This window comes from Pseudomonas sp. SWRI81 (genome assembly GCF_014268545.1).
GTDB lineage: Bacteria > Pseudomonadota > Gammaproteobacteria > Pseudomonadales > Pseudomonadaceae > Aquipseudomonas > Aquipseudomonas hamedanensis.
Genome location: NZ_JABWQS010000056.1, coordinates 1 through 19374 on the forward strand (window position 1 = coordinate 1; position 19374 = coordinate 19374).

Sequence of the window (19374 nt, forward strand, 5' to 3'; positions counted from 1 at the left end):
CAAATTTTGCATTCACCACAAAACCCTGTGGGAGCGAGCCTGCTCGCGAAGGCGCCAGGCCAGGCAATGCAGAACTATTTGAACAGCCGCTCCCACAGGCTTCGGGTATGCCTGCAAATTTTGCCTTCACCCCAAAACCCTGTAGGAGCGAGCCTGCTCGCGAAGGCGCCAGGCCAGGCAATGCAGAACTACTTGAACCGCCGCTCTCACAGGTTTCGGGTGTGTCTGCAACTTTTGCATTCACCACAAAACCCTGTGGGAGCGAGCCTGCTCGCGAAGGCGCCAGATCAGGCTATGAGTAACTACTTGAACCGCCGCTCGACGCCTTTCTCGACAAGGATCTTCGCCGAGATCTCTTCCACGGAGAAATGCGTCGAGTTGATGTGCGGGATGTTCTCGCGACGGAACAGATTTTCCACTTCGCGCACTTCGAATTCGCACTGGGCGTAGCTCGAATAACGGCTGTTGGGCTTGCGCTCGTTGCGGATCGCGGTGAGGCGGTCCGGGTCGATGGTCAGGCCGAACAGCTTGTGCTGGTGGGCGCGCAGGGCGGTGGGCAGGGTCAGGCGTTCCATGTCGTCTTCGGTCAGCGGATAGTTGGCCGCGCGGATGCCGAACTGCATCGCCATGTACAGACACGTCGGGGTTTTGCCGCATCGCGACACGCCTACTAGTATCAGATCGGCTTTGTCGTAATAGTGGGTGCGTGCGCCGTCATCGTTGTCGAGGGCGAAGTTCACCGCCTCGATGCGCTCCATGTAATTGGAGTTGTGCCCGATGGAGTGCGACTTGCCGACGGTGTAGGACGAATGCTCGGTCAGCTCCTGTTCGAGCGGCGCGAGAAAGGTCGAGAAAATGTCGATCATGAAACCATTGGACGTTGCGAGAATCTCACGAATGTCCTGATTGACGATGGTGTCGAAGATGATCGGACGAAAGCCGTCGGTTTCAGCGGCTTTGTTGATTTGTTGTACCATGGCTCGCGCTTTTTCCACGCTGTCGATGTACGGACGCGTGAACTTGCTGAAGGTAATGTTTTCGAACTGCGCCAAGAGGCTTTGACCCAGGGTTTCGGCGGTAATGCCGGTGCCATCGGAGATGAAGAAAGCAGATCGTTTCATTTGCACCTTGGGCCTTAAGTTAATTGACACTCTTGGATATGATAGGCGCGATTTGCCGGTCGCCATTGGCCCGCATTCTCACTTATTTTCCAGGTCCAGGCCATACAACCGGCCGAGGCTCCCCCGGGCCGCCGGTTTCTGAGCTTTTCCAACACAGTTAGTGGAGAGATCACCTTGGTAGAGTACGTAGTTTCCCTCGATAAGCTCGGCAAACACGATGTTGAGCATGTGGGGGGCAAGAACGCATCCCTGGGCGAGATGATCAGTAACCTGGCAGGCGCCGGTGTTTCGGTCCCCGGCGGCTTCGCCACGACGGCTCAGGCCTATCGTGATTTCCTCGAACTGAGCGGCCTGAACGAGCAGATCCACAAGGCCCTCGACGCGCTCGACGTCGACGACGTCAATGCCCTGGCCAAGACCGGCGCGCAGATCCGCCAATGGATCATGGACGCCGAATTCCCGGAAAAACTCAACGCCGAGATCCGCACCGCGTTCGCCGCGCTGTCGGCTGGCAACCCTGACGTGGCCGTGGCCGTGCGTTCCTCCGCCACCGCCGAAGACCTGCCGGACGCTTCGTTCGCCGGTCAGCAGGAAACCTTCCTGAACATCCGTGGCGTGGACAACGTGATCCGCGCCGCCAAAGAGGTGTTCGCCTCGCTGTTCAACGATCGCGCCATTTCCTACCGCGTGCACCAGGGCTTCGACCACAAACTGGTCGCCCTGTCGGCCGGCGTGCAGCGCATGGTGCGTTCGGAAACCGGCACCGCCGGCGTCATGTTCACCCTCGATACCGAATCGGGTTTCCGTGATGTGGTGTTTATCACCGGCGCTTACGGCCTGGGTGAAACCGTGGTTCAAGGCGCGGTCAACCCGGATGAGTTCTACGTCCACAAAGGCACGCTGGAAGCCGGTCGTCCGGCGATCCTGCGCCGCAACCTGGGCAGCAAAGCGATCAAGATGATCTACGGCGACGAGGCCAAGGCCGGTCGTTCGGTCAAGACCGTCGAGGTCGACAAGGCCGAACGCGCGCGTTTCTGCCTGACCGACGCCGAAGTCAGCGAGCTGGCCAAACAGGCGATGATCATCGAGAAGCACTATGGCTGCCCGATGGACATCGAGTGGGCCAAAGATGGTGACGACGGCAAGCTGTACATTGTGCAGGCGCGTCCGGAAACCGTGAAAAGCCGCACCCAGGCCAACGTCATGGAACGTTACCTGCTGAAAGAAACCGGCACCGTGCTGGTGGAAGGCCGTGCGATTGGCCAGCGCATCGGCGCCGGCAAAGTACGCATCATCAAGGACGTCTCCGAGATGGACAAAGTCCAGCCGGGCGACGTACTGGTCTCCGACATGACCGACCCGGATTGGGAACCGGTCATGAAGCGCGCCAGCGCCATCGTTACCAACCGTGGCGGGCGTACCTGCCACGCGGCGATCATCGCTCGCGAGCTGGGCATTCCGGCGGTGGTCGGTTGCGGCAACGCCACCCAACTGCTCAAGGACGGCCAGGGCGTGACCGTGTCCTGCGCCGAAGGTGACACCGGTTACATCTTCGAAGGCGAACTGGGCTTCGACATCAAGAAAAACTCGGTCGACGCCATGCCGGAGCTGCCGTTCAAAATCATGATGAACGTCGGCAACCCGGACCGCGCCTTCGACTTCGCACAACTGCCGAACGCCGGTGTGGGCCTGGCCCGTCTCGAGTTCATCATCAACCGCATGATCGGCGTGCACCCCAAGGCGCTGTTGAACTACGACGGTCTGCCGCCGGAGATCAAGGAAAGCGTCGACAAGCGCATCGCCGGTTACGACGATCCGGTTGGTTTCTACGTCGAGAAACTGGTCGAAGGCATCAGCACCCTCGCTGCAGCGTTCGCACCGAAGAAGGTCATCGTGCGTCTGTCGGACTTCAAGTCCAACGAATACGCCAACCTGATCGGCGGCAAGCTGTACGAGCCGGAAGAAGAAAACCCGATGCTGGGCTTCCGTGGCGCTTCGCGTTACATCAGCGAATCGTTCCGCGACTGCTTTGAACTCGAATGCCGTGCGCTGAAACGTGTGCGCAACGAGATGGGCCTGACCAACGTCGAAATCATGGTGCCGTTCGTCCGTACCCTGGGCGAAGCCAGTCAGGTGGTCGATCTGCTTGCCGAGAACGGCCTGGCCCGTGGCGACAACGGTCTGCGCGTGATCATGATGTGCGAACTGCCATCCAACGCGATTCTGGCGGAAGAATTTCTCGAATTCTTCGACGGTTTCTCGATCGGCTCCAACGACCTGACTCAACTGACGCTGGGTCTGGATCGCGATTCCGGGATCATCGCGCACTTGTTCGACGAACGTAATCCAGCGGTCAAGAAGTTGCTGTCGAACGCGATTCAGGCGTGCAACAAGGCCGGCAAGTACATCGGTATCTGTGGTCAGGGCCCTTCCGATCACCCGGATCTGGCCCGTTGGTTGATGGAGCAGGGCATCGAAAGCGTGTCGCTGAACCCGGACACCGTGCTGGAAACCTGGTTCTTCCTTGCCGAAGGTCAGGCGCAGGCTTGATCAACATGTGAACGGGCCGCTTCCTGCTGTAGGAGTGAGCCTGCTCGCGATAGCGTCATGACAGTCAACATTGATTCGAATGACACACCGCCATCGCGGAATGTCATTCAACATAGATGTCGACTGACACGGCCTCATCGCGAGCAGGCTCACTCCTACAGGGGGAAGGGGCCTTGAGATTGAAGTAGGGCGGGCTCCATTGGATGCCGCCCTTTTTTGTGCAAGAGCATTATGCAAAGCAGCAGCAACCTCTTTCCTGTCGCCCTGATCAGCGCCGAGCGGCGCGGCGATCTGAGCGAAGACGTCTATCGATTGAAACCCGGCAACAGCCGTGACTGGTCCGTCGAGATCGCGGTGACCCGCCTGGGCATGGCCGATGAGGCGGTGCCACGTGGCGTGCCGGTGATTCTGCTGCACGGCAGTTTTTCCAATCGGCGCTTCTGGTTTTCACCCAAAGGCCTGGGTTTGGGCGCGTATCTGGCGCGGCTGGGCTTCGATGTGTGGATTGCGGAAATGCGCGGCCATGGCTTGTCGCAACGCAACGAGGACTATCGGCACAACTGCGTCGCCGACTACGCCCGTTACGATTTGCCGGCGATCGCTGCGTTCGTCCGCGAGCAAAGCGGGCAGATCCCGCACTGGATCGGCCATTCTCTGGGCGGCATCACCCTGGCAGCCGCGCTCGGCGGTGAATATCTCGGCGAGCCGGCGGTGGCCTCGGCGGCGTTTTTCGGCACCCAGGTCAGCCGCACGTACTGGCCGCTGAAAATTCCACCGGTGGAGTGGGGCGGACGCTTCATTCTCAAGCGTTTTGCACAGTTGTCCGGCTCCCGGCTCAAACGCGGTCCGGAAGACGAGCCGATCGGCCTGGCCATCGAAAGCATGCGCTGGTACGGCTTGTTCGGCCGGTTTGGCGACAAGGACAAGGATTGGTGGGCGGGTCTGGCGGATGTGCAGGTCCCGGTGCTTGCGGTGAGCGCAGCGGGGGATCACCAGGACCCGGTCTGGGCCTGCCGCAAGCTGTTCGATCAGATAGGTTCCGAGCACAAGCAATTCATCAACCTGGGCCGCGAGCAGGGCTTCTCGGATAATTTCGGTCATGTCGAGATGCTGGTCAGCAAAGCGGCGCAGGCTGAAGTGTGGCCGCTGGTGGCGCGCTGGTTGAACGATCAGCAGACGCCGTTGCTGGCGCGGAAGGCGGATCTGGCGGCTGCGGGATGAACCGGCAGGGCTGAAAAGGGCGTTCCGTTCAGCGGGGGTTGCGGCTAAGATATGACGCGTTGTGCGGTTCTGGTCATATTTCGTGGCTGTTTAGCGATTACGTTTCAGCGTTTGTTCAGGTTCGCTCAGCGACCATGGCATGAACTAAGGTAAACAGCGACCGCCGGAACTCGTCTCATCAGAATGCGGCATCCTTGATCCCCTGCTACAGGAGTTTTTCGATGGAACATTACCTTACGCCTGACCTGTGCGACGCCTATCCGGAACTGGTGCAGGTGCTGGAACCGATGTTCAGCAATTTCGGCGGTCGTGACTCGTTCGGTGGCGAGATCGTGACCGTCAAATGCTTCGAGGACAACTCGCTGGTCAAGGCTCAGGCCGAGCTCAACGGCAAAGGCAAGGTGCTGGTCGTTGATGGCGGAGGTTCCCTGCGCCGCGCGCTGCTCGGCGACATGATTGCCGAGAAGGCTGCAAAAAACGGCTGGGAGGGGATGGTGATCTACGGCTGCATCCGTGACGTCGACGTCATCGCCCAGACCGATCTTGGCGTGCAGGCGCTGGCCAGCCACCCGATGAAGACCGACAAGCGCGGCATCGGTGACCTTAACGTTGCCGTGACGTTCGCGGGTGTCACCTTCCACCCGGGCCACTACGTTTATGCGGACAACAACGGCGTGATCGTCTCGCCGAGCCCGCTGAAAATGCCTGAATAAGCTTTCGATAAAGGGATGCGGATGTTCGAGGAAGAAAACGCGCAGTGGGGGCTGGTGCACGCCCTGGTGCTGGACGGTAAAGGCGGTGCGCGTTCGATAGCCCGGACTGAACTCGACGACTTGCAGTTGCAGGCTCATGAAAGCCTGTGGCTGCATTGGGATCGCAGTCATCCGCAGACCCAGACCTGGCTGCGTAAATCCAGCGGGCTCAACGAATTCACTTGCGACCTGCTGCTGGAAGAAAACACTCGACCGCGGCTGCTGCCGTTGCCGGACGCCGAGCTGCTGCTGTTTCTGCGTGGCGTCAACCTCAATCCGGGGGCCGAGCCGGAAGACATGGTCTCGGTGCGGATTTTTGCGTCCGCCCAACGGGTGATTTCCCTGCGTTTGCGTCCGCTGCGCGCCACCGATGAATTGCTGGCGATTCTGAGTGAGGGCAAAGGCCCGAAAACCTCTTCCGAATTGATGCTGTACCTGGCGCAGTTTCTCACCAACAAGGTTCAGGATCTGGTCGCTTGCCTGTCGGAAGTGGTCGATGAAGAGGAAGAAAAACTCGATGCCGACGAACGGTATACTCCGGAACATGGAGCCATTTTGCACATCCGCCGCCGGGCCGCCGGACTGAAACGTTTTCTTGCACCGCAGCGGGATATTTTCGGACAACTGACGCGGATAAAACTGCCCTGGTTTGTTGAAGACGATGCCGACTACTGGAACGAACTGAACAACAGCCTGACCCGTTATCTGGAAGAGCTGGAATTGACCCGAGAGCGCGTGGGGCTTGTGCTTGAGGCCGAAGACCGACGCTTGAGCGTGCGTATGAATCGCACGATGTACCGCTTCGGCATCATCACCTGCATCTTTTTGCCGATGAGTTTCATCACCGGTCTGCTGGGCATCAACGTCGGCGGGATTCCGTTCGCCAGCAGCCCTTACGGTTTCCTGATCGCCTGCTCCACGGTGCTTGCCCTGGCCTTGGGCCAGTGGTGGTTGTTTCGCCGTTTGCGCTGGGTGTGAACATGGCGCATGTGACCCGAGCAAATTTGCCCGCGTCTTTCACAGACATCACGAGAGGTGCGTATGCACGATCCGTTTGAACAGTCTTTGCGCGACATGCTCAACGCTTCGCCGTCCAGCCGCGACGACGATGCCTGCCTGGGCCGCGTTCTTAAAACCGCCAACCGCCAGGTCGGCGCCGGTGATCTGTTCAGCCTGCTGGGCCGCTGGCTGCCCGCGCTGATGATCGCCCTGAATAACGGATCGGCTCATGTCTCGCCGGTTTCCCGTCTGCGTAAACCTACCGCTCGCACTGCTGATAAGGCTGATTGAATATGGAACTTGATCTCTGGACCCAGAGCCTCGTCACTGCAATGACTGCGTTGTGGACCAAAGTCGCTAATTTCATCCCGAACCTGTTCGGCGCACTGGTCGTGCTGCTGTTGGGTTTCGTCGTGGCCAAACTGCTCGACACCTTGTTGTCCAAACTGCTCGCCAAACTGGGCCTCGATCGCCTGATGGGCGGCACCGGACTGACCAAGCTGATGTCGCGCGCCGGGCTGCAAGTGCCGATCTCGACACTGATCGGCAAAATCGTTTATTGGTTCGTTCTGCTGATTTTCCTGGTTTCTGCGGCAGAATCCCTTGGCCTTGAGCGAGTTTCAGCTACGCTGGACATGCTGGCGTTGTATTTGCCGAAAGTATTCGGCGCCGCGCTGGTGTTGCTGGTAGGGGTTTTGCTCGCGCAACTGGCCAACGGGCTGGTGCGCGGGGCGGCAGAAGGCGTAGGCCTGGACTACGCTTCCGGGCTGGGGCGGATTGCCCAGGGGCTGGTAATCATCATCAGCATCTCGGTCGCCATCAGTCAGCTGGAAGTCAAGACTGACCTGCTGAACCATGTGATTGTCATTGTATTGATTACCGTTGGTCTGGCAGTTGCGCTGGCCATGGGGTTGGGAAGCCGGGAAATTGCCGGTCAGATTCTTGCGGGAATCTATGTGCGTGAGCTGTATCAGGTTGGGCAACAAGTGCGTGTAGGCGAGGTCGAAGGCCAGATCGAGGAAATCGGTACGGTTAAAACCACCGTGCTGACCGATGAAGGTGAGCTAGTCTCTCTTTCCAATCGGATCCTGCTGGAACAGCATGTGAGTAGCCGCTAATCCGGCAAACCCTGCTAATGTATGCCGCCGCAAAATGCCAGCTGAGGCTGGTTGTGGCGGACATTGACCTGACTGTCGGCACGACTTGTTTTGAATAAAGCCCAACCGCTATCTACGCGCTACGACCCCCGCGAGCTCTCTGATGAGGAGTTGGTCGCGCGCTCGCATACCGAGCTGTTTCACGTAACGCGCGCCTATGAAGAGTTGATGCGGCGTTACCAGCGAACATTATTTAACGTCTGCGCGAGATATCTTGGGAACGATCGCGACGCAGACGATGTCTGTCAGGAAGTGATGCTGAAGGTGCTGTATGGCCTGAAGAACTTCGAGGGGAAATCGAAGTTCAAAACCTGGCTGTACAGCATCACTTACAACGAATGCATCACGCAGTATCGGAAGGAACGGCGTAAGCGTCGCTTGATGGACGCTCTCAGCCTGGACCCTCTTGAAGAAGCGTCTGAGGAAAAGGCGCCGAAGCCGGAGGAGAAGGGTGGGCTTGATCGCTGGCTGGTGTATGTGAATCCGATCGACCGCGAAATTCTGGTGCTACGATTTGTCGCAGAGCTGGAATTTCAGGAGATCGCAGACATCATGCACATGGGTTTGAGTGCGACAAAAATGCGTTACAAACGTGCTCTAGATAAATTGCGTGAGAAATTTGCAGGCATTGCTGAAACTTAGTTCAGCGCAAATATCTCTTACGTGTAGGCAAGTTCTGATAGACTTGCCGCCGAGTTGTCCCCCGGTTTGCGGGACTGCTTCACAATCACCAGATGGGGATTTAACGGATGAAACTGAAAAACACCTTGGGCTTGGCCATTGGTTCTCTGATTGCCGCCACTTCGTTCGGCGCTCTGGCACAAGGCCAAGGCGCAGTTGAAATCGAAGGCTTCGCTAAGAAAGAACAATTCGACAGCGCTCGTAACTTCAAGAACAACGGCAACCTGTTCGGCGGTTCGATCGGTTACTTCCTGACCGATGACGTAGAACTGCGTCTGGGCTACGACGAAGTTCACAACGTACGTGCCGACGATGGCAAGAACGTCAAAGGCGCTAACACCGCTCTGGACGCTCTGTACCACTTCAACAACCCAGGCGACATGCTGCGTCCATACGTCTCGGCCGGTTTCTCCGACCAGAGCATCGACCAGAACGGCTCGAACGGTCGTAACCGTTCCACCTTCGCCAACGTTGGCGGCGGTGCCAAGCTGTACTTCACCGAGAACTTCTACGCCCGTGCTGGCGTTGAAGCTCAATACAACATCGACCAGGGCGACACCGAGTGGGCTCCTAGCGTCGGTATCGGTGTGAACTTCGGTGGCGGCTCCAAGCCTGCTGCTGCTCCAGTTCCAGCACCAGCTGAAGTCTGCTCCGACAGCGACAACGATGGCGTTTGCGACAACGTTGACAAGTGCCCGGACACCCCAGCCAACGTAACCGTTGACGCTGATGGCTGCCCAGCAGTTGCTGAAGTTGTTCGTGTTGAGCTGGACGTGAAATTCGACTTCGACAAGTCGGTAGTCAAGCCTAACAGCTACGGCGACATCAAGAACCTGGCTGACTTCATGAAGCAGTACCCATCCACCACCACTACTGTTGAAGGTCACACTGACTCCGTCGGTCCTGACGCTTACAACCAGAAACTGTCCGAGCGTCGTGCAAACGCCGTCAAGCAAGTTCTGACCAACCAGTACGGTGTTGAATCGTCCCGCGTTCAGTCTGTTGGCTACGGCGAATCCCGCCCAGTTGCTGACAACAAAACTGACGCTGGCCGCGCTGTAAACCGTCGCGTAGAAGCGCAGGTTGAAGCTCAAGCTAAGTAATTAGCTGCCGCTCTGAGAAAAGCCCGGCTTAGGCCGGGCTTTTCTTTGTCTGCGATTTGGCTCTGGGATCTAAAGCGCTTGCAGGCCTTGCGCAGTGTTGGAGCTGCCGCAGGCTGCGATCTTTTGCTCTTCAACAGCAGCAGCCACAGCGCCAATCACCAGAATCGCCGGGCTCTTCAATTCAAACGCACACGCATCCTCAGCCATCGCCATCAAATCACTGCGACATTCGCGCTGATGCGGCAACGAGGCGTTTTCAATCATCGCCACCGGCGTATCCGCCGCCATGCCGCCCGCCAACAGCTGATCGCGAATCTCGCCCAGCTTGGCCACGCCCATGTAAACCACCAGCGTCGTCCCGCCTTGGGCCAGAGCCTGCCAATTCAGCTGGCTGTCGTCCTGCGTGTGGGCAGTGACCAGCGTCACGCCACGGGCGACACCGCGCAGCGTCAACGGAATATCGCATTGCGTTGCCCCGGCCAGTCCGGCAGTAATGCCGTTAACCAACTCTACCTCGACCCCGCGCTCGCGCAGCCATTGCGCCTCTTCACCGCCGCGGCCGAAGATGCACGGATCGCCGCCCTTGAGCCGCACCACGCACTTGCCGTGACGGGCGTAACGCAACATCAGCCGGTGAATGAATGCCTGTGGCGTCGAACGGCAGCCGCCACGCTTGCCAACAGGAATGACCCGCGCCGTGGGGCAATGCTCCAGCACCGCGTCATTGACCAGATCATCGATCATCACCACATCTGCCTCACGCAATGCGCGCACGGCCTTGAGCGTCAGCAGCTCGGGATCGCCAGGGCCTGCGCCCACCAGCCAGACTTTCGCATTCATGGTGTTGTCCTCATTAAATGACCGCGACCGGCCGCGTTTCGTCAGCCAGCAGACGCTTGATTTCCGGCACGCAGGAACCGCATTGCGTACCGCATCGGAGATTGGTTTTCAGGGCCTGCAAGTCCATGCCCTGGCGAATGCCCGCGCAGACTGCGTTCAGGCTGACGTTTTCGCAATTGCACAACGTCTTGTCAGTCGCGATGGCCCCGGCACCGCCCGGTGGTGCGCTCATCGGGGCCAGCAGCCAGCGCCGCAGTTGTTCGTCTGCACGACCTTCGAGCCACAGGCTTTGCAGCCAATGTTGCGCAAGGGTTTCGCCGGCGAGGCGAATCGCTGTGATTCGGCCGTTTTCGATGCGCACGCGTTTACCGATGGCACGACGCGGGTCGTCGTAGGCCAGAACCGGACCCTCTAGCAGCGCCAGGCACTGATCGATCTCGCCAAGCAGCCGTGGATCCGGCGCGACGGTGCTGGCAGCGCGTATCAGCAATGCCGGACGTTCACGTCCTACAAGGCTGATACTGACGTAGGAAAATGCCTCACAGAGCGGTCGTAGAGTCTCCAGGTGCCGTTGGACATCGCCCTCGATCAAGGCAAACAGTTGCCACGGCAGGTTCACCGGTTCCAGACGGACGCCGCTGTGCTTGAGTTCTGGTTGTTTGGACAACGGATCGAAGGCCGGCAAGGTCAGGCTGTTGACGCCGCCCTTGAGGAAACGATCGCCCCAGTGCATCGGCAGAAACGCTTGCCCCGGACGCACGCTGTCATCGCTGCCAACCGCGACAATCACCGCGCCGCGGCGGCTTTTCAGATTGACCAGATCCCCGGGTTGCAAGCGATGCCGGCGCATCTCGTCCGGGTGCAGGCTCAAGACCGCTTCGCTGACATGGCCGAACAATTGCGCGGCGGTGCCAGTACGGCTCATGCCGTGCCACTGGTCACGCAGGCGGCCGGTGAGCAAGGTCAGCGGGAAGCGCGCATCGCGCTGCTCTTTGGCGGCGCGGTAGGGATCGGCAATGAACTGCGCGCGGCCATTGCCCGTAGGAAAAATTCCGTCGCTGTACAAGCGCGCCGTGCCCTGGCGGGCGCCAGCCGGGAAGGGCCACTGCTGCGGCCCGATCTCGTCGATCAGTGCGTGGCTGATCCCGGACAAATCCAGATCACGCCCGCGGGTCAGCAGTTTGAATTCATCGAACAATTGCGAAGGCTGATCAAAGCTGAACAGGCTTGCTTGCAGCGGCCGCAGACGTTTCTCCAGACGCTGTGCGAAATCTACCGTGATCGCCCAGTCCGGCCGTGCTTCGCCCGGAGCGACAACGGCTTTGCGTACGTGGGAAATGCGTCGCTCGGAATTGGTCACCGAGCCTTCCTTCTCGCCCCAACTGGTGGCGGGCAAGAGCAGGTCGGCAAACGCAGCGGTTTCGGTGGTGCGAAAAGCTTCCTGCAACACCACAAACGGGCAGGCCTCAAGCGCTGCGCGTACTGCGCTTTGATCCGGCATTGACTGTGCGGGGTTGGTACAGGCAATCCACAGCGCCTTGATCTTGCCGCTGCGCACCTGCTCGAACAATTCGATTGCACTCAGGCCAGGCGCTTCCGGCAAGCTTGCCACGCCCCAATACGCCGCCACCTCGGCGCGGTGCTCAGGGTTTGCGGCGTCACGATGGCCGGGCAGCAAGTTCGACAAACTACCGGTTTCCCGCCCACCCATGGCGTTCGGCTGACCGGTCAGCGAGAAAGGTCCTGCACCCGGACGACCGATTTGCCCGGTAGCCAGATGCAGATTGATCAGTGCGCTGTTTTTCGCGCTGCCAGCCGTGGACTGGTTCAGGCCCATGCACCACAGCGACAGAAAGCTTGGCGATGTGCCGACCCATTCCGCGCATTGCTGCAACTGTTCGATGCTGATGCCGCACAGTTGCGAAACCATCTGCGGGGTGTAATCGCGGACCAGCGTTTTCAGCGCGGCGAGGCCTTCGGTATGCGCGTTGATGAAATCGCGATCGACCCAGTCTTCCCACAGCAGCAGGTGCAAAATCCCATGGAACAAAGCGACATCGGTGCCCGGAAGAATCGCCAGATGCAGGTCAGCCAGATCGCAGGTGTCGGTACGACGAGGGTCGATAACGATGACTTTCATCTGCGGACGACGGGATTTTGCTTCTTCCAGCCGGCGAAAGAGTACCGGGTGGGCGTAGGCCATGTTACTGCCGACGATCATCACGCAGTCACTGAGTTCCAGATCCTCGTAGCTGCACGGTGGTGCATCGGCGCCGAGGCTGCGCTTGTAGCCAACCACCGCTGAAGACATGCACAGCCGCGAGTTGCTGTCGATGTTGTTGGTGCCTACCAGTGCCCGCGCAAGCTTGTTGAACGCGTAGTAGTCCTCGGTGAGCAATTGCCCGGAGATGTAGAACGCCACGCTGTCCGGACCGTGTTCGGCGATGGTCGCGGCGAACACATTGGCGGCGTGCTCCAGCGCGGTGTCCCAGTCAGTGCGGCTGCGCGCCAGGCCTTTGCCCAGACGCAGTTCCGGGTACAAGGCACGGGCGGCGAGGTCGCCGGTCAAGTGCAGCGTCGAGCCTTTGCTGCACAGTTTGCCGAAGTTGGCCGGGTGCGCCGGATCGCCGCTGACGCCGAGGATGCGCTCGCCGTCATGCTCGATCAGCACGCCGCAGCCGACTCCGCAGTAACAGCAGGTCGAGGCGGTCGTCTGGCGGTTCATCAGATGGCGTCCCGCAGGGCCAATTGCACCCGGCCGTTCTCCACCCGTGCCGGATGGTGATGGGCGCAACCGACATCCGGCGCCTGAGCTTCGCCCGACTCGAGGTCGATCTGCCAATTGTGCAGCGGGCAGGCCACACGCTTGCCGTAGATCAGGCCTTGGGACAGCGGCCCGCCCTTATGTGGGCAGCGGTCGTCGAGGGCGAAAACCTCGTCGTCGCTTGTACGAAAAATCGCGATGTCGCCTTTGGGGCCGGCGATGATCCGCGAACCGAGGGCATTGATCTCTTCCAGGGCACAGATATCGAGCCAGTTCATGCCGGCACCTCCAGATTTTTCACAGGGATCACGTCGAATTCTTTTTTCAGCTGCGGCTGCGCCAGACGTTCTTTCCACGGGTCCTGTTCGAATGACAGGGAGAATTGCAGGCGCTCGTTCAAGGCTTTGCGCCGCTCGGCGTCCTCCAGCACGTTCTTCTTGATGTGCTCCATGCCAACCCGTTGCAGGTAGTGCACGGTGCGCTCCAGATAGAAGGCTTCTTCGCGGTACAGCTGCAGGAAAGCGCCGTTGTACTCGCGAACCTCCTCGGCGGTTTTCAACTTGACGAAGAACTCGGCGACTTCGGTCTTGATCCCGCCGTTACCGCCGATGTACATCTCCCAGCCAGAGTCGACGCCGATAATTCCCACATCCTTGATGCCCGCTTCCGAGCAGTTGCGTGGGCAACCGGACACTGCAAGCTTCACTTTGTGCGGCGACCACATGTTGAACAGATCGTGTTCGAGTTCGATGCCCAGTTGCGTCGAGTTCTGCGTGCCGAAGCGGCAGAACTCGCTGCCAACGCAGGTTTTTACCGTGCGGATGGATTTGCCGTAGGCGTGGCCGGACGGCATGTCGAGGTCTTTCCAGACACCTGGCAAGTCTTGCTTTTTGATCCCCAGCAAATCGATGCGCTGCCCGCCGGTGACCTTGACCATCGGCACGTTGTACTTGTCCGCCACGTCGGCAATCCGCCGCAGTTCCGATGGATTGGTCACGCCGCCCCACATGCGTGGCACTACCGAGTACGTGCCGTCCTTCTGGATGTTGGCGTGGGCGCGTTCGTTGATCAGACGCGATTGCGGGTCGTCCTTGGCCTCGCCTGGCCAGGTGGAAATCAGGTAATAGTTGAGAGCCGGGCGGCACGTCGCACAGCCATTTGGCGTGCGCCAGTTGAGGTAGCTCATGGTGCCGGCGATGGTCAGCAGGTGCTGTTCGCGGATGGCCTGGCGGATTTGCCCGTGGTTGAGGTCGCTGCAACCGCAGATGGCTTTTTCGCTTTTCGGTTTGACGTCAGCCGCGCCGCCCACGGTGTTGATCAGGATCTGCTCGACCAGCCCGGCGCAGGAGCCGCAGGAGCTGGCGGCCTTGGTGTGTTTTTTCACTTCATCGACGCTGAACAGGCCGTGTTCCTGAATCGCTTTGACGATGGTGCCTTTGCACACGCCGTTGCAGCCGCAGACTTCGGCGCTGTCGGCCATGACCATGGCTTTGTCCTGGCCCTGATGTCCTACGTCACCCAAGGCGTTTTCACCGAACATCAGATGATCGCGGATCTCGCCGATGGCGTGGTTCTCACGAATCTGGCGGAAATACCAACCGCCATCTGCCGTATCGCCGTACAGACAGGCGCCGACCAGTACGTCATCCTTGATCACCAGTTTTTTGTACACGCCGCCGATCGGGTCGGAGAGGGTGATGGTCTCGGTGCCTTCACCGCCCATGAAATCGCCGGCAGAAAACAGATCGATGCCGGTGACTTTCAGCTTGGTCGAGGTCACCGACCCCTGATAACGGGCGAAGCCAAGCTGGGCGAGGTGGTTGGCGCAAACCTTGGCCTGTTCGAACAGCGGTGCGACCAGGCCATAGGCGATGCCGCGATGGCTGGCGCATTCGCCGATCGCGTAGATGCGCGGGTCGTAGGTTTGCAGGGTGTCGTTGACCAGAATCCCGCGATTGCACGGGATGCCGGCCTTTTCCGCGAGTTCGGTGTTGGGGCGGATACCGGCCGCCATCACCACCAGGTCGGCGGGAATGATGTCGCCGTTCTTGAATTGCACCGAGCCGACCCGGCCATTGCCGGCGTCGTGCAGGGCCTGGGTCTGTTCGCACAGGCGAAAGTGCAGGCCGCGGGACTCAAGGGCGCTTTGCAGCAACTGGCCGCTGGTTTTGTCCAGCTGACGCTCGAGCAGCCATTCACCAAGGTGCACGACGGTGACGTGCATGCCGCGCAGCATCAGACCATTGGCCGCTTCAAGGCCGAGCAGGCCGCCGCCGATGACCACGGCATGTTTATGGGTTTTTGCGGTGTCGATCATCGCCTGGGTGTCGGCGATGTCGCGGTATCCGATCACGCCCTGCAAGGTGTTGCCGGGGATCGGCAGGATGAACGGCGTCGAGCCGGTCGCGATCAGCAGCCGGTCGTATTCGGCTTCGGTGCCGTCCTCGGCGATCACCCGGCGCTTGACCCGGTCGATCTCCACCACTTTGCGGTTGAGCAGCAACTTGATGTTGTTTTCCAGGTACCAGTCGAGGTCGTTGAGCACGATCTCTTCGAAGGTTTGCTCGCCGGCCAGCACCGGCGACAGCAGGATGCGGTTGTAGTTGGTGTGCGGTTCGGCACCGAAGACCGTGATGTCGTAGAGCTCGTCGCTCAGCTTGAGCAATTCTTCCAGGGTGCGGACCCCGGCCATGCCATTGCCGATCATCACCAGTTTGAGTTTTTTCATCAGGTTCTCCGGGGAGCTGCGGCTGGCCTCTGGTGGGCCGTCGGGCCTTGCTCGACAAATTTTGCGCCAACAAAAAAAGGCGTCCCGCTAGTTGCCTAGCGAGGACGCCTTTGTCCTGGTCCCGTTCTCTCGGGAAGCGCAGCCTTCATCGTTGAAGGTTGGGCTTTTATGTATGGTGATAAGAGTAATGCAGTGGTTGTGCCAACTTGGATGAGGGCGGGTTTATTGGGCCTGGGGATGGGGTGGGTGGTTTTTTTGCACCGAATCGAGGCGTGTTGCTCGTTCGTGGCGCGTTAATTCCTGTGGGGTCAGGCCTGGCCTCATCGCGAGCAGGCTCACTCCTACAGGGGAACGCATTTCAAATTGTAGGAGTGAGCCTGCTCGCGATAGCCGCACTTCGGTCTCAGCTGTGAAACAACAACACCAGCAGCACAACATTCCCAAGCAAGGCCACCAAAGCCATGGTCCGCCAGACCTTCAACGGCTCCCGCTCCAATAAAGGCCGGGGCCGCACACTCAAACTGCGCCGCTCGCCCTGTTCCAGTACCAGCAACCACTCTTCGGCCGTTTCGAACCGTTGTTGCGGGTCAGCGGCCACGCCGCGCTCAAGACTCTGCGCCAGCCATTCCGGCAAGTCCGGCCGATAGCGACTGGCGCTGACAGGCACGCCAAATCGGGGGCGCTGGAACGCTTCGATCTCACCGTAGGGAAAGTGCCCGGTCAGCAGGTAATAGAGGGTGATGCCGACCGCATACAAATCCTGTTGCGCACTCGGCGGATCCCCGCGAAACGCTTCCGGGGCGATAAAGCTTGGCGTTCCGGGCAGCGTTGACGGCGTGTCTTCGGACAACCCCGGGCAATACGCCAGGCCGAAATCCAGCACCCGCAACTCGCCGTCATCGGCCAATAACAGGTTTTCCGGTTTGATATCGCGATGAAAAATCTGCCGCCGATGCAGCAACCCGAGCGCACGTAACAGCCGTTCGGCGATGTCCTGCCACTGCGCCATCGGCAACGGGCCGCTCTGCTGGAAGCGCTGCGCCAGAGTGATGCCGGAATATTCACGCATCACGTAGTACAAATGCTGACGCTGATGGCAGGCATGGACTTCAGGAAAGTGGCGGCCGGCCACGCGTTTGAGAAACCATTCCTCAGACAGCAGCGCTTGCCCGGCCTGAGCATCAGCGCTTGAACGCGAGGGCAGGGTTTTCAGCAGCCATGGCAGGCCCTGTCCGTCCGTGACCCGATACAACAGCGATTGCTGACTCTGCGCGGCGATGCCCTGCACTTGCCAGCCTTCAAAAGCCTGGCCGGGTTTCAGCGCTGGCGGCAAGGGCCATTGCTGCAAATGAATCAGCGCATCGCCAAGGTTCGCCTCGCCGACATGATCGACCCGAACGAGCAAGGCACTGGCATTGTCCTGACTTCCGGCCAGATGCGCGGCGTTGATCAAGGTGCGGGCGGCGCTGTGCAGATCGGGCTGATCGCGCAAGATCGCGGCGATCGCGGTATCGCCCAGGGTCGACCACACGCCGTCGCTCAGCAGCACAAAACGCTCGCCGTCACGCAGCTCGCCGTCGAGAAAGTCCAGCACCAGATGTTGATCCAGCCCCAGCGCCCGTTTGAGCACATGCTGCATGCCCGGTTGCTCCCAGACGTGATCCTCGGAGATCCGTTGCAGGCTGTCGGCGTGCCAGCGATAGACCCGGCAGTCGCCGACATGGGCGAGGGTGAACCGCCGGCCGCGCATGACCAGCGCGCTGACGGTGGTGAGCAACGGCTGACCACCGCCATTGGCCTGCAGCCAGCGGTTCTGCGCGAGCAACAGGCGATCCAGTGCCTGGGCCACGCTCCAGGTTTCCGGGGTGGCGTAATAGTCCAGTGCCAGGGCCTGCAAGGTCGAGCGCGCGGCGAGGCCGCCATCGGCACATTGACTGACGCCATCGGCGATGGCGAACAGATAACCCTTGCTCGCGGCCAGCGCCGGCGCCGGTGTCACCGAACGCAAAGCGTCCTGGTTTTCCGCACGCGGGCCGGTGGCGCTGGCTTCGGCAAAGCTCAATTGCAGGGCCATTGAAGCCTCAGACCCGTGCCGCCGTGACCGCCGCCGAACCCCAGGTGGTTCTCCAGCGGCGTTTCACCCCGTGCAGACCAAACCAGGCGAGGATGCCCAGGCTGGCGAACAACCACAGGGCGAGCTGATAACTGCCGGTGCTTTGCTTGATCGCGCCCATGCCGGCGGCCAAGGCGAAACCACCGATCCCGCCGGCCATGCCGATCAGCCCGGTCATCACGCCGATTTCCAGACGAAAGCGCTGGGGCACCAACTGGAACACCGCGCCATTACCGGCGCCCAGACCGAGCATGGTGCAGACGAACAGTGCCAGCGCCGCGTAGGAACTTGGCAGGTTGAAGCCCACGGCCGCGATGCAGGTGGCCGCCACGGTGTACATCGCCAGCAGCGTGCGAATGCCGCCGAAGCGATCCGCCAGTGCGCCACCCAACGGCCGCATCAGGCTGCCGCCGAACACGCAGGCCGCCGTGTAGTAGCCGGCGGTCACCGGGCTCAGGCCGTATTGGTCGTTGAAGTAGCCGGGCAGGGCGCTGGCCAGACCGATGAAGCCACCGAAGGTGACGCTGTAGAAAAACATGAACCACCAGCTGTCACGATCACCAAGGGCCTTGAAGTAGTCGGCCATGGCTTTCGGTTTCGGCCGCTGTGGGGCGTTTTTCGCCAGCCACGCAAATAGCACCAAGGTCAGGATCAGCGGGATCAGAGCGAAACCGAACACGTTGCTCCAGCCGAACGCGGCGGCAATCACCGGGGCGAGCAGCGCGGCGAAAACGGTGCCGGAGTTGCCCGCACCGGCAATGCCCATGGCTTTGCCCTGATGTTCTGGCGGATACCACTGCGAGGCCAGCGGCAGGGCTACGGCGAACGAGGCGCCGGCCATGCCGAGGAACAGACCGAGGATCAGCGCCTGTTCATAACTGTGGATGCCAAGCTTCCACGCGCCGAACAGCGCGCAAATGACGATGACCTGGCCGATCAGTCCGGCCGTCTTCGGCGACAAGCGATCGGCCAGCATGCCCATGGCGAAGCGCAACACCGCACCGGCCAGGATCGGCGTGGCGACGACGAGGCCGCGCTGTTGCGTGGTCAGGTGCAAATCGGCGGCAATCTGCACCGCCAGCGGGCCGAGCAGGTACCAGACCATGAAGCTCAGGTCGAAATACAGGAAGGCCGCGAACAGGGTCGGGGTATGGCCGGATTTCCAGAAGCTTGAATTCATCGCGCACCTCGGCTGAAAAGAGTCTCGAAAGGAGTCATGTACAGCAGGTGGAGCGCCGCACGGCCGCACCACCGGCCCCGGTCTGTGGGGCCAAAACGCAAAAACGCCGCTACCTGATTCGCCGAAGGGCGAACGGGGTGAGCGACGTCTTTGTCGTAGGTGGGG

Annotated in this window: 15 protein-coding genes; 8 read left to right on the forward strand and 7 right to left on the reverse strand. The window is 60.3% G+C overall.

What is annotated here, in order from left to right; genetic code table 11:
* Positions 1-302: 302 nt before the first annotated feature.
* Entirely contained in the window at positions 303-1121 is an 819-nt protein-coding gene (locus HU765_RS24375) for a pyruvate, water dikinase regulatory protein (protein ID WP_016773826.1), read from the reverse strand.
* 174 nt (positions 1122-1295) lie between these two features.
* Between HU765_RS24375 and ppsA the strand changes: the two genes are divergently transcribed.
* The 8 genes from ppsA to HU765_RS24415 all read left to right on the forward strand — a co-directional run bounded on the left by ppsA (position 1296) and on the right by HU765_RS24415 (position 9584).
* The gene (gene ppsA / locus HU765_RS24380; RefSeq protein WP_186551575.1) at positions 1296-3671 is read left to right on the forward strand and encodes a phosphoenolpyruvate synthase; all 2376 of its coding nucleotides are present in this window, start codon (positions 1296-1298) and stop codon (positions 3669-3671) included.
* 231 nt (positions 3672-3902) lie between these two features.
* The gene (locus HU765_RS24385; RefSeq protein ID WP_186623466.1) at positions 3903-4892 is read left to right on the forward strand and encodes an alpha/beta fold hydrolase; all 990 of its coding nucleotides are present in this window, start codon (positions 3903-3905) and stop codon (positions 4890-4892) included.
* Positions 4893-5113: 221 nt separating this feature from the next.
* Positions 5114-5605, forward strand: a complete 492-nt coding sequence (gene rraA / locus HU765_RS24390) for a ribonuclease E activity regulator RraA (protein WP_186551573.1) — start codon at positions 5114-5116, stop codon at positions 5603-5605.
* Positions 5606-5626: 21 nt separating this feature from the next.
* Positions 5627-6622: a zinc transporter ZntB gene (locus tag HU765_RS24395; protein WP_186551572.1), complete on the forward strand. Its 996-nt coding sequence runs from the start codon at positions 5627-5629 to the stop codon at positions 6620-6622.
* A 63-nt stretch (positions 6623-6685) separates the two neighbouring features.
* Positions 6686-6934, forward strand: coding sequence for a hypothetical protein (locus HU765_RS24400; protein WP_008076827.1), 249 nt, complete (start codon positions 6686-6688; stop codon positions 6932-6934).
* A 2-nt stretch (positions 6935-6936) separates the two neighbouring features.
* Positions 6937-7761, forward strand: a complete 825-nt coding sequence (locus tag HU765_RS24405) for a mechanosensitive ion channel domain-containing protein (RefSeq protein ID WP_095138641.1) — start codon at positions 6937-6939, stop codon at positions 7759-7761.
* A 90-nt stretch (positions 7762-7851) separates the two neighbouring features.
* Positions 7852-8442 carry an RNA polymerase sigma factor SigX gene (sigX, locus tag HU765_RS24410; RefSeq protein WP_016773832.1) on the forward strand — a complete coding sequence of 197 codons (591 nt, stop codon included), beginning with the start codon at positions 7852-7854 and terminating at the stop codon, positions 8440-8442.
* Positions 8443-8549: 107 nt separating this feature from the next.
* Positions 8550-9584, forward strand: a complete 1035-nt coding sequence (locus HU765_RS24415; RefSeq protein ID WP_126361745.1) for an OmpA family protein — start codon at positions 8550-8552, stop codon at positions 9582-9584.
* A 69-nt stretch (positions 9585-9653) separates the two neighbouring features.
* Here HU765_RS24415 and cobA read toward each other — a convergent pair whose 3' ends face one another.
* From cobA to HU765_RS24445, 6 genes are all read right to left on the reverse strand, one after another.
* The gene (cobA, locus tag HU765_RS24420) at positions 9654-10424 is read right to left on the reverse strand and encodes a uroporphyrinogen-III C-methyltransferase (RefSeq protein WP_186623467.1); all 771 of its coding nucleotides are present in this window, start codon (positions 10422-10424) and stop codon (positions 9654-9656) included.
* 13 nt (positions 10425-10437) lie between these two features.
* Positions 10438-13149 (reverse strand): nitrate reductase, encoded by a 2712-nt coding sequence (locus HU765_RS24425; protein WP_186623468.1) that lies wholly within the window; start codon positions 13147-13149, stop codon positions 10438-10440.
* On the reverse strand, positions 13149-13466 hold the full coding sequence (gene nirD, locus HU765_RS24430; protein WP_186551569.1) for a nitrite reductase small subunit NirD: 318 nt from the start codon (positions 13464-13466) through the stop codon (positions 13149-13151). The genes HU765_RS24425 and nirD overlap by 1 nt, the downstream gene beginning before the upstream one ends.
* Positions 13463-15916: a nitrite reductase large subunit NirB gene (gene nirB / locus HU765_RS24435; protein ID WP_186623469.1), complete on the reverse strand. Its 2454-nt coding sequence runs from the start codon at positions 15914-15916 to the stop codon at positions 13463-13465. Before nirB ends, nirD begins: the two co-directional genes overlap by 4 nt.
* A gap of 403 nt (positions 15917-16319) precedes the next feature.
* Positions 16320-17990 (reverse strand): bifunctional protein-serine/threonine kinase/phosphatase, encoded by a 1671-nt coding sequence (locus HU765_RS24440; protein ID WP_186623471.1) that lies wholly within the window; start codon positions 17988-17990, stop codon positions 16320-16322.
* Between the two features lie 7 nt (positions 17991-17997).
* Positions 17998-19209, reverse strand: a complete 1212-nt coding sequence (locus HU765_RS24445; RefSeq protein WP_186623472.1) for a nitrate/nitrite transporter — start codon at positions 19207-19209, stop codon at positions 17998-18000.
* Between the last annotated feature and the right edge of the window lie 165 nt (positions 19210-19374).

Bases quoted from the DNA above. Each gene is read 5' to 3' on its own strand.
- HU765_RS24375 (WP_016773826.1), bottom strand. From the start codon at position 1,121: ATGAAACGATCTGCTTTCTTCATCTCCGATGGCACCGGCATTACCGCC.
- HU765_RS24385 (WP_186623466.1), top strand. From the start codon at position 3,903: ATGCAAAGCAGCAGCAACCTCTTTCCTGTCGCCCTGATCAGCGCCGAG.
- rraA (WP_186551573.1), top strand. From the start codon at position 5,114: ATGGAACATTACCTTACGCCTGACCTGTGCGACGCCTATCCGGAACTG.
- HU765_RS24395 (WP_186551572.1), top strand. From the start codon at position 5,627: ATGTTCGAGGAAGAAAACGCGCAGTGGGGGCTGGTGCACGCCCTGGTG.
- HU765_RS24400 (WP_008076827.1), top strand. From the start codon at position 6,686: ATGCACGATCCGTTTGAACAGTCTTTGCGCGACATGCTCAACGCTTCG.
- HU765_RS24405 (WP_095138641.1), top strand. From the start codon at position 6,937: ATGGAACTTGATCTCTGGACCCAGAGCCTCGTCACTGCAATGACTGCG.
- HU765_RS24415 (WP_126361745.1), top strand. From the start codon at position 8,550: ATGAAACTGAAAAACACCTTGGGCTTGGCCATTGGTTCTCTGATTGCC.
- cobA (WP_186623467.1), bottom strand. From the start codon at position 10,424: ATGAATGCGAAAGTCTGGCTGGTGGGCGCAGGCCCTGGCGATCCCGAG.
- HU765_RS24425 (WP_186623468.1), bottom strand. From the start codon at position 13,149: ATGAACCGCCAGACGACCGCCTCGACCTGCTGTTACTGCGGAGTCGGC.
- nirD (WP_186551569.1), bottom strand. From the start codon at position 13,466: ATGAACTGGCTCGATATCTGTGCCCTGGAAGAGATCAATGCCCTCGGT.
- nirB (WP_186623469.1), bottom strand. From the start codon at position 15,916: ATGAAAAAACTCAAACTGGTGATGATCGGCAATGGCATGGCCGGGGTC.
- HU765_RS24440 (WP_186623471.1), bottom strand. From the start codon at position 17,990: ATGGCCCTGCAATTGAGCTTTGCCGAAGCCAGCGCCACCGGCCCGCGT.
- HU765_RS24445 (WP_186623472.1), bottom strand. From the start codon at position 19,209: ATGAATTCAAGCTTCTGGAAATCCGGCCATACCCCGACCCTGTTCGCG.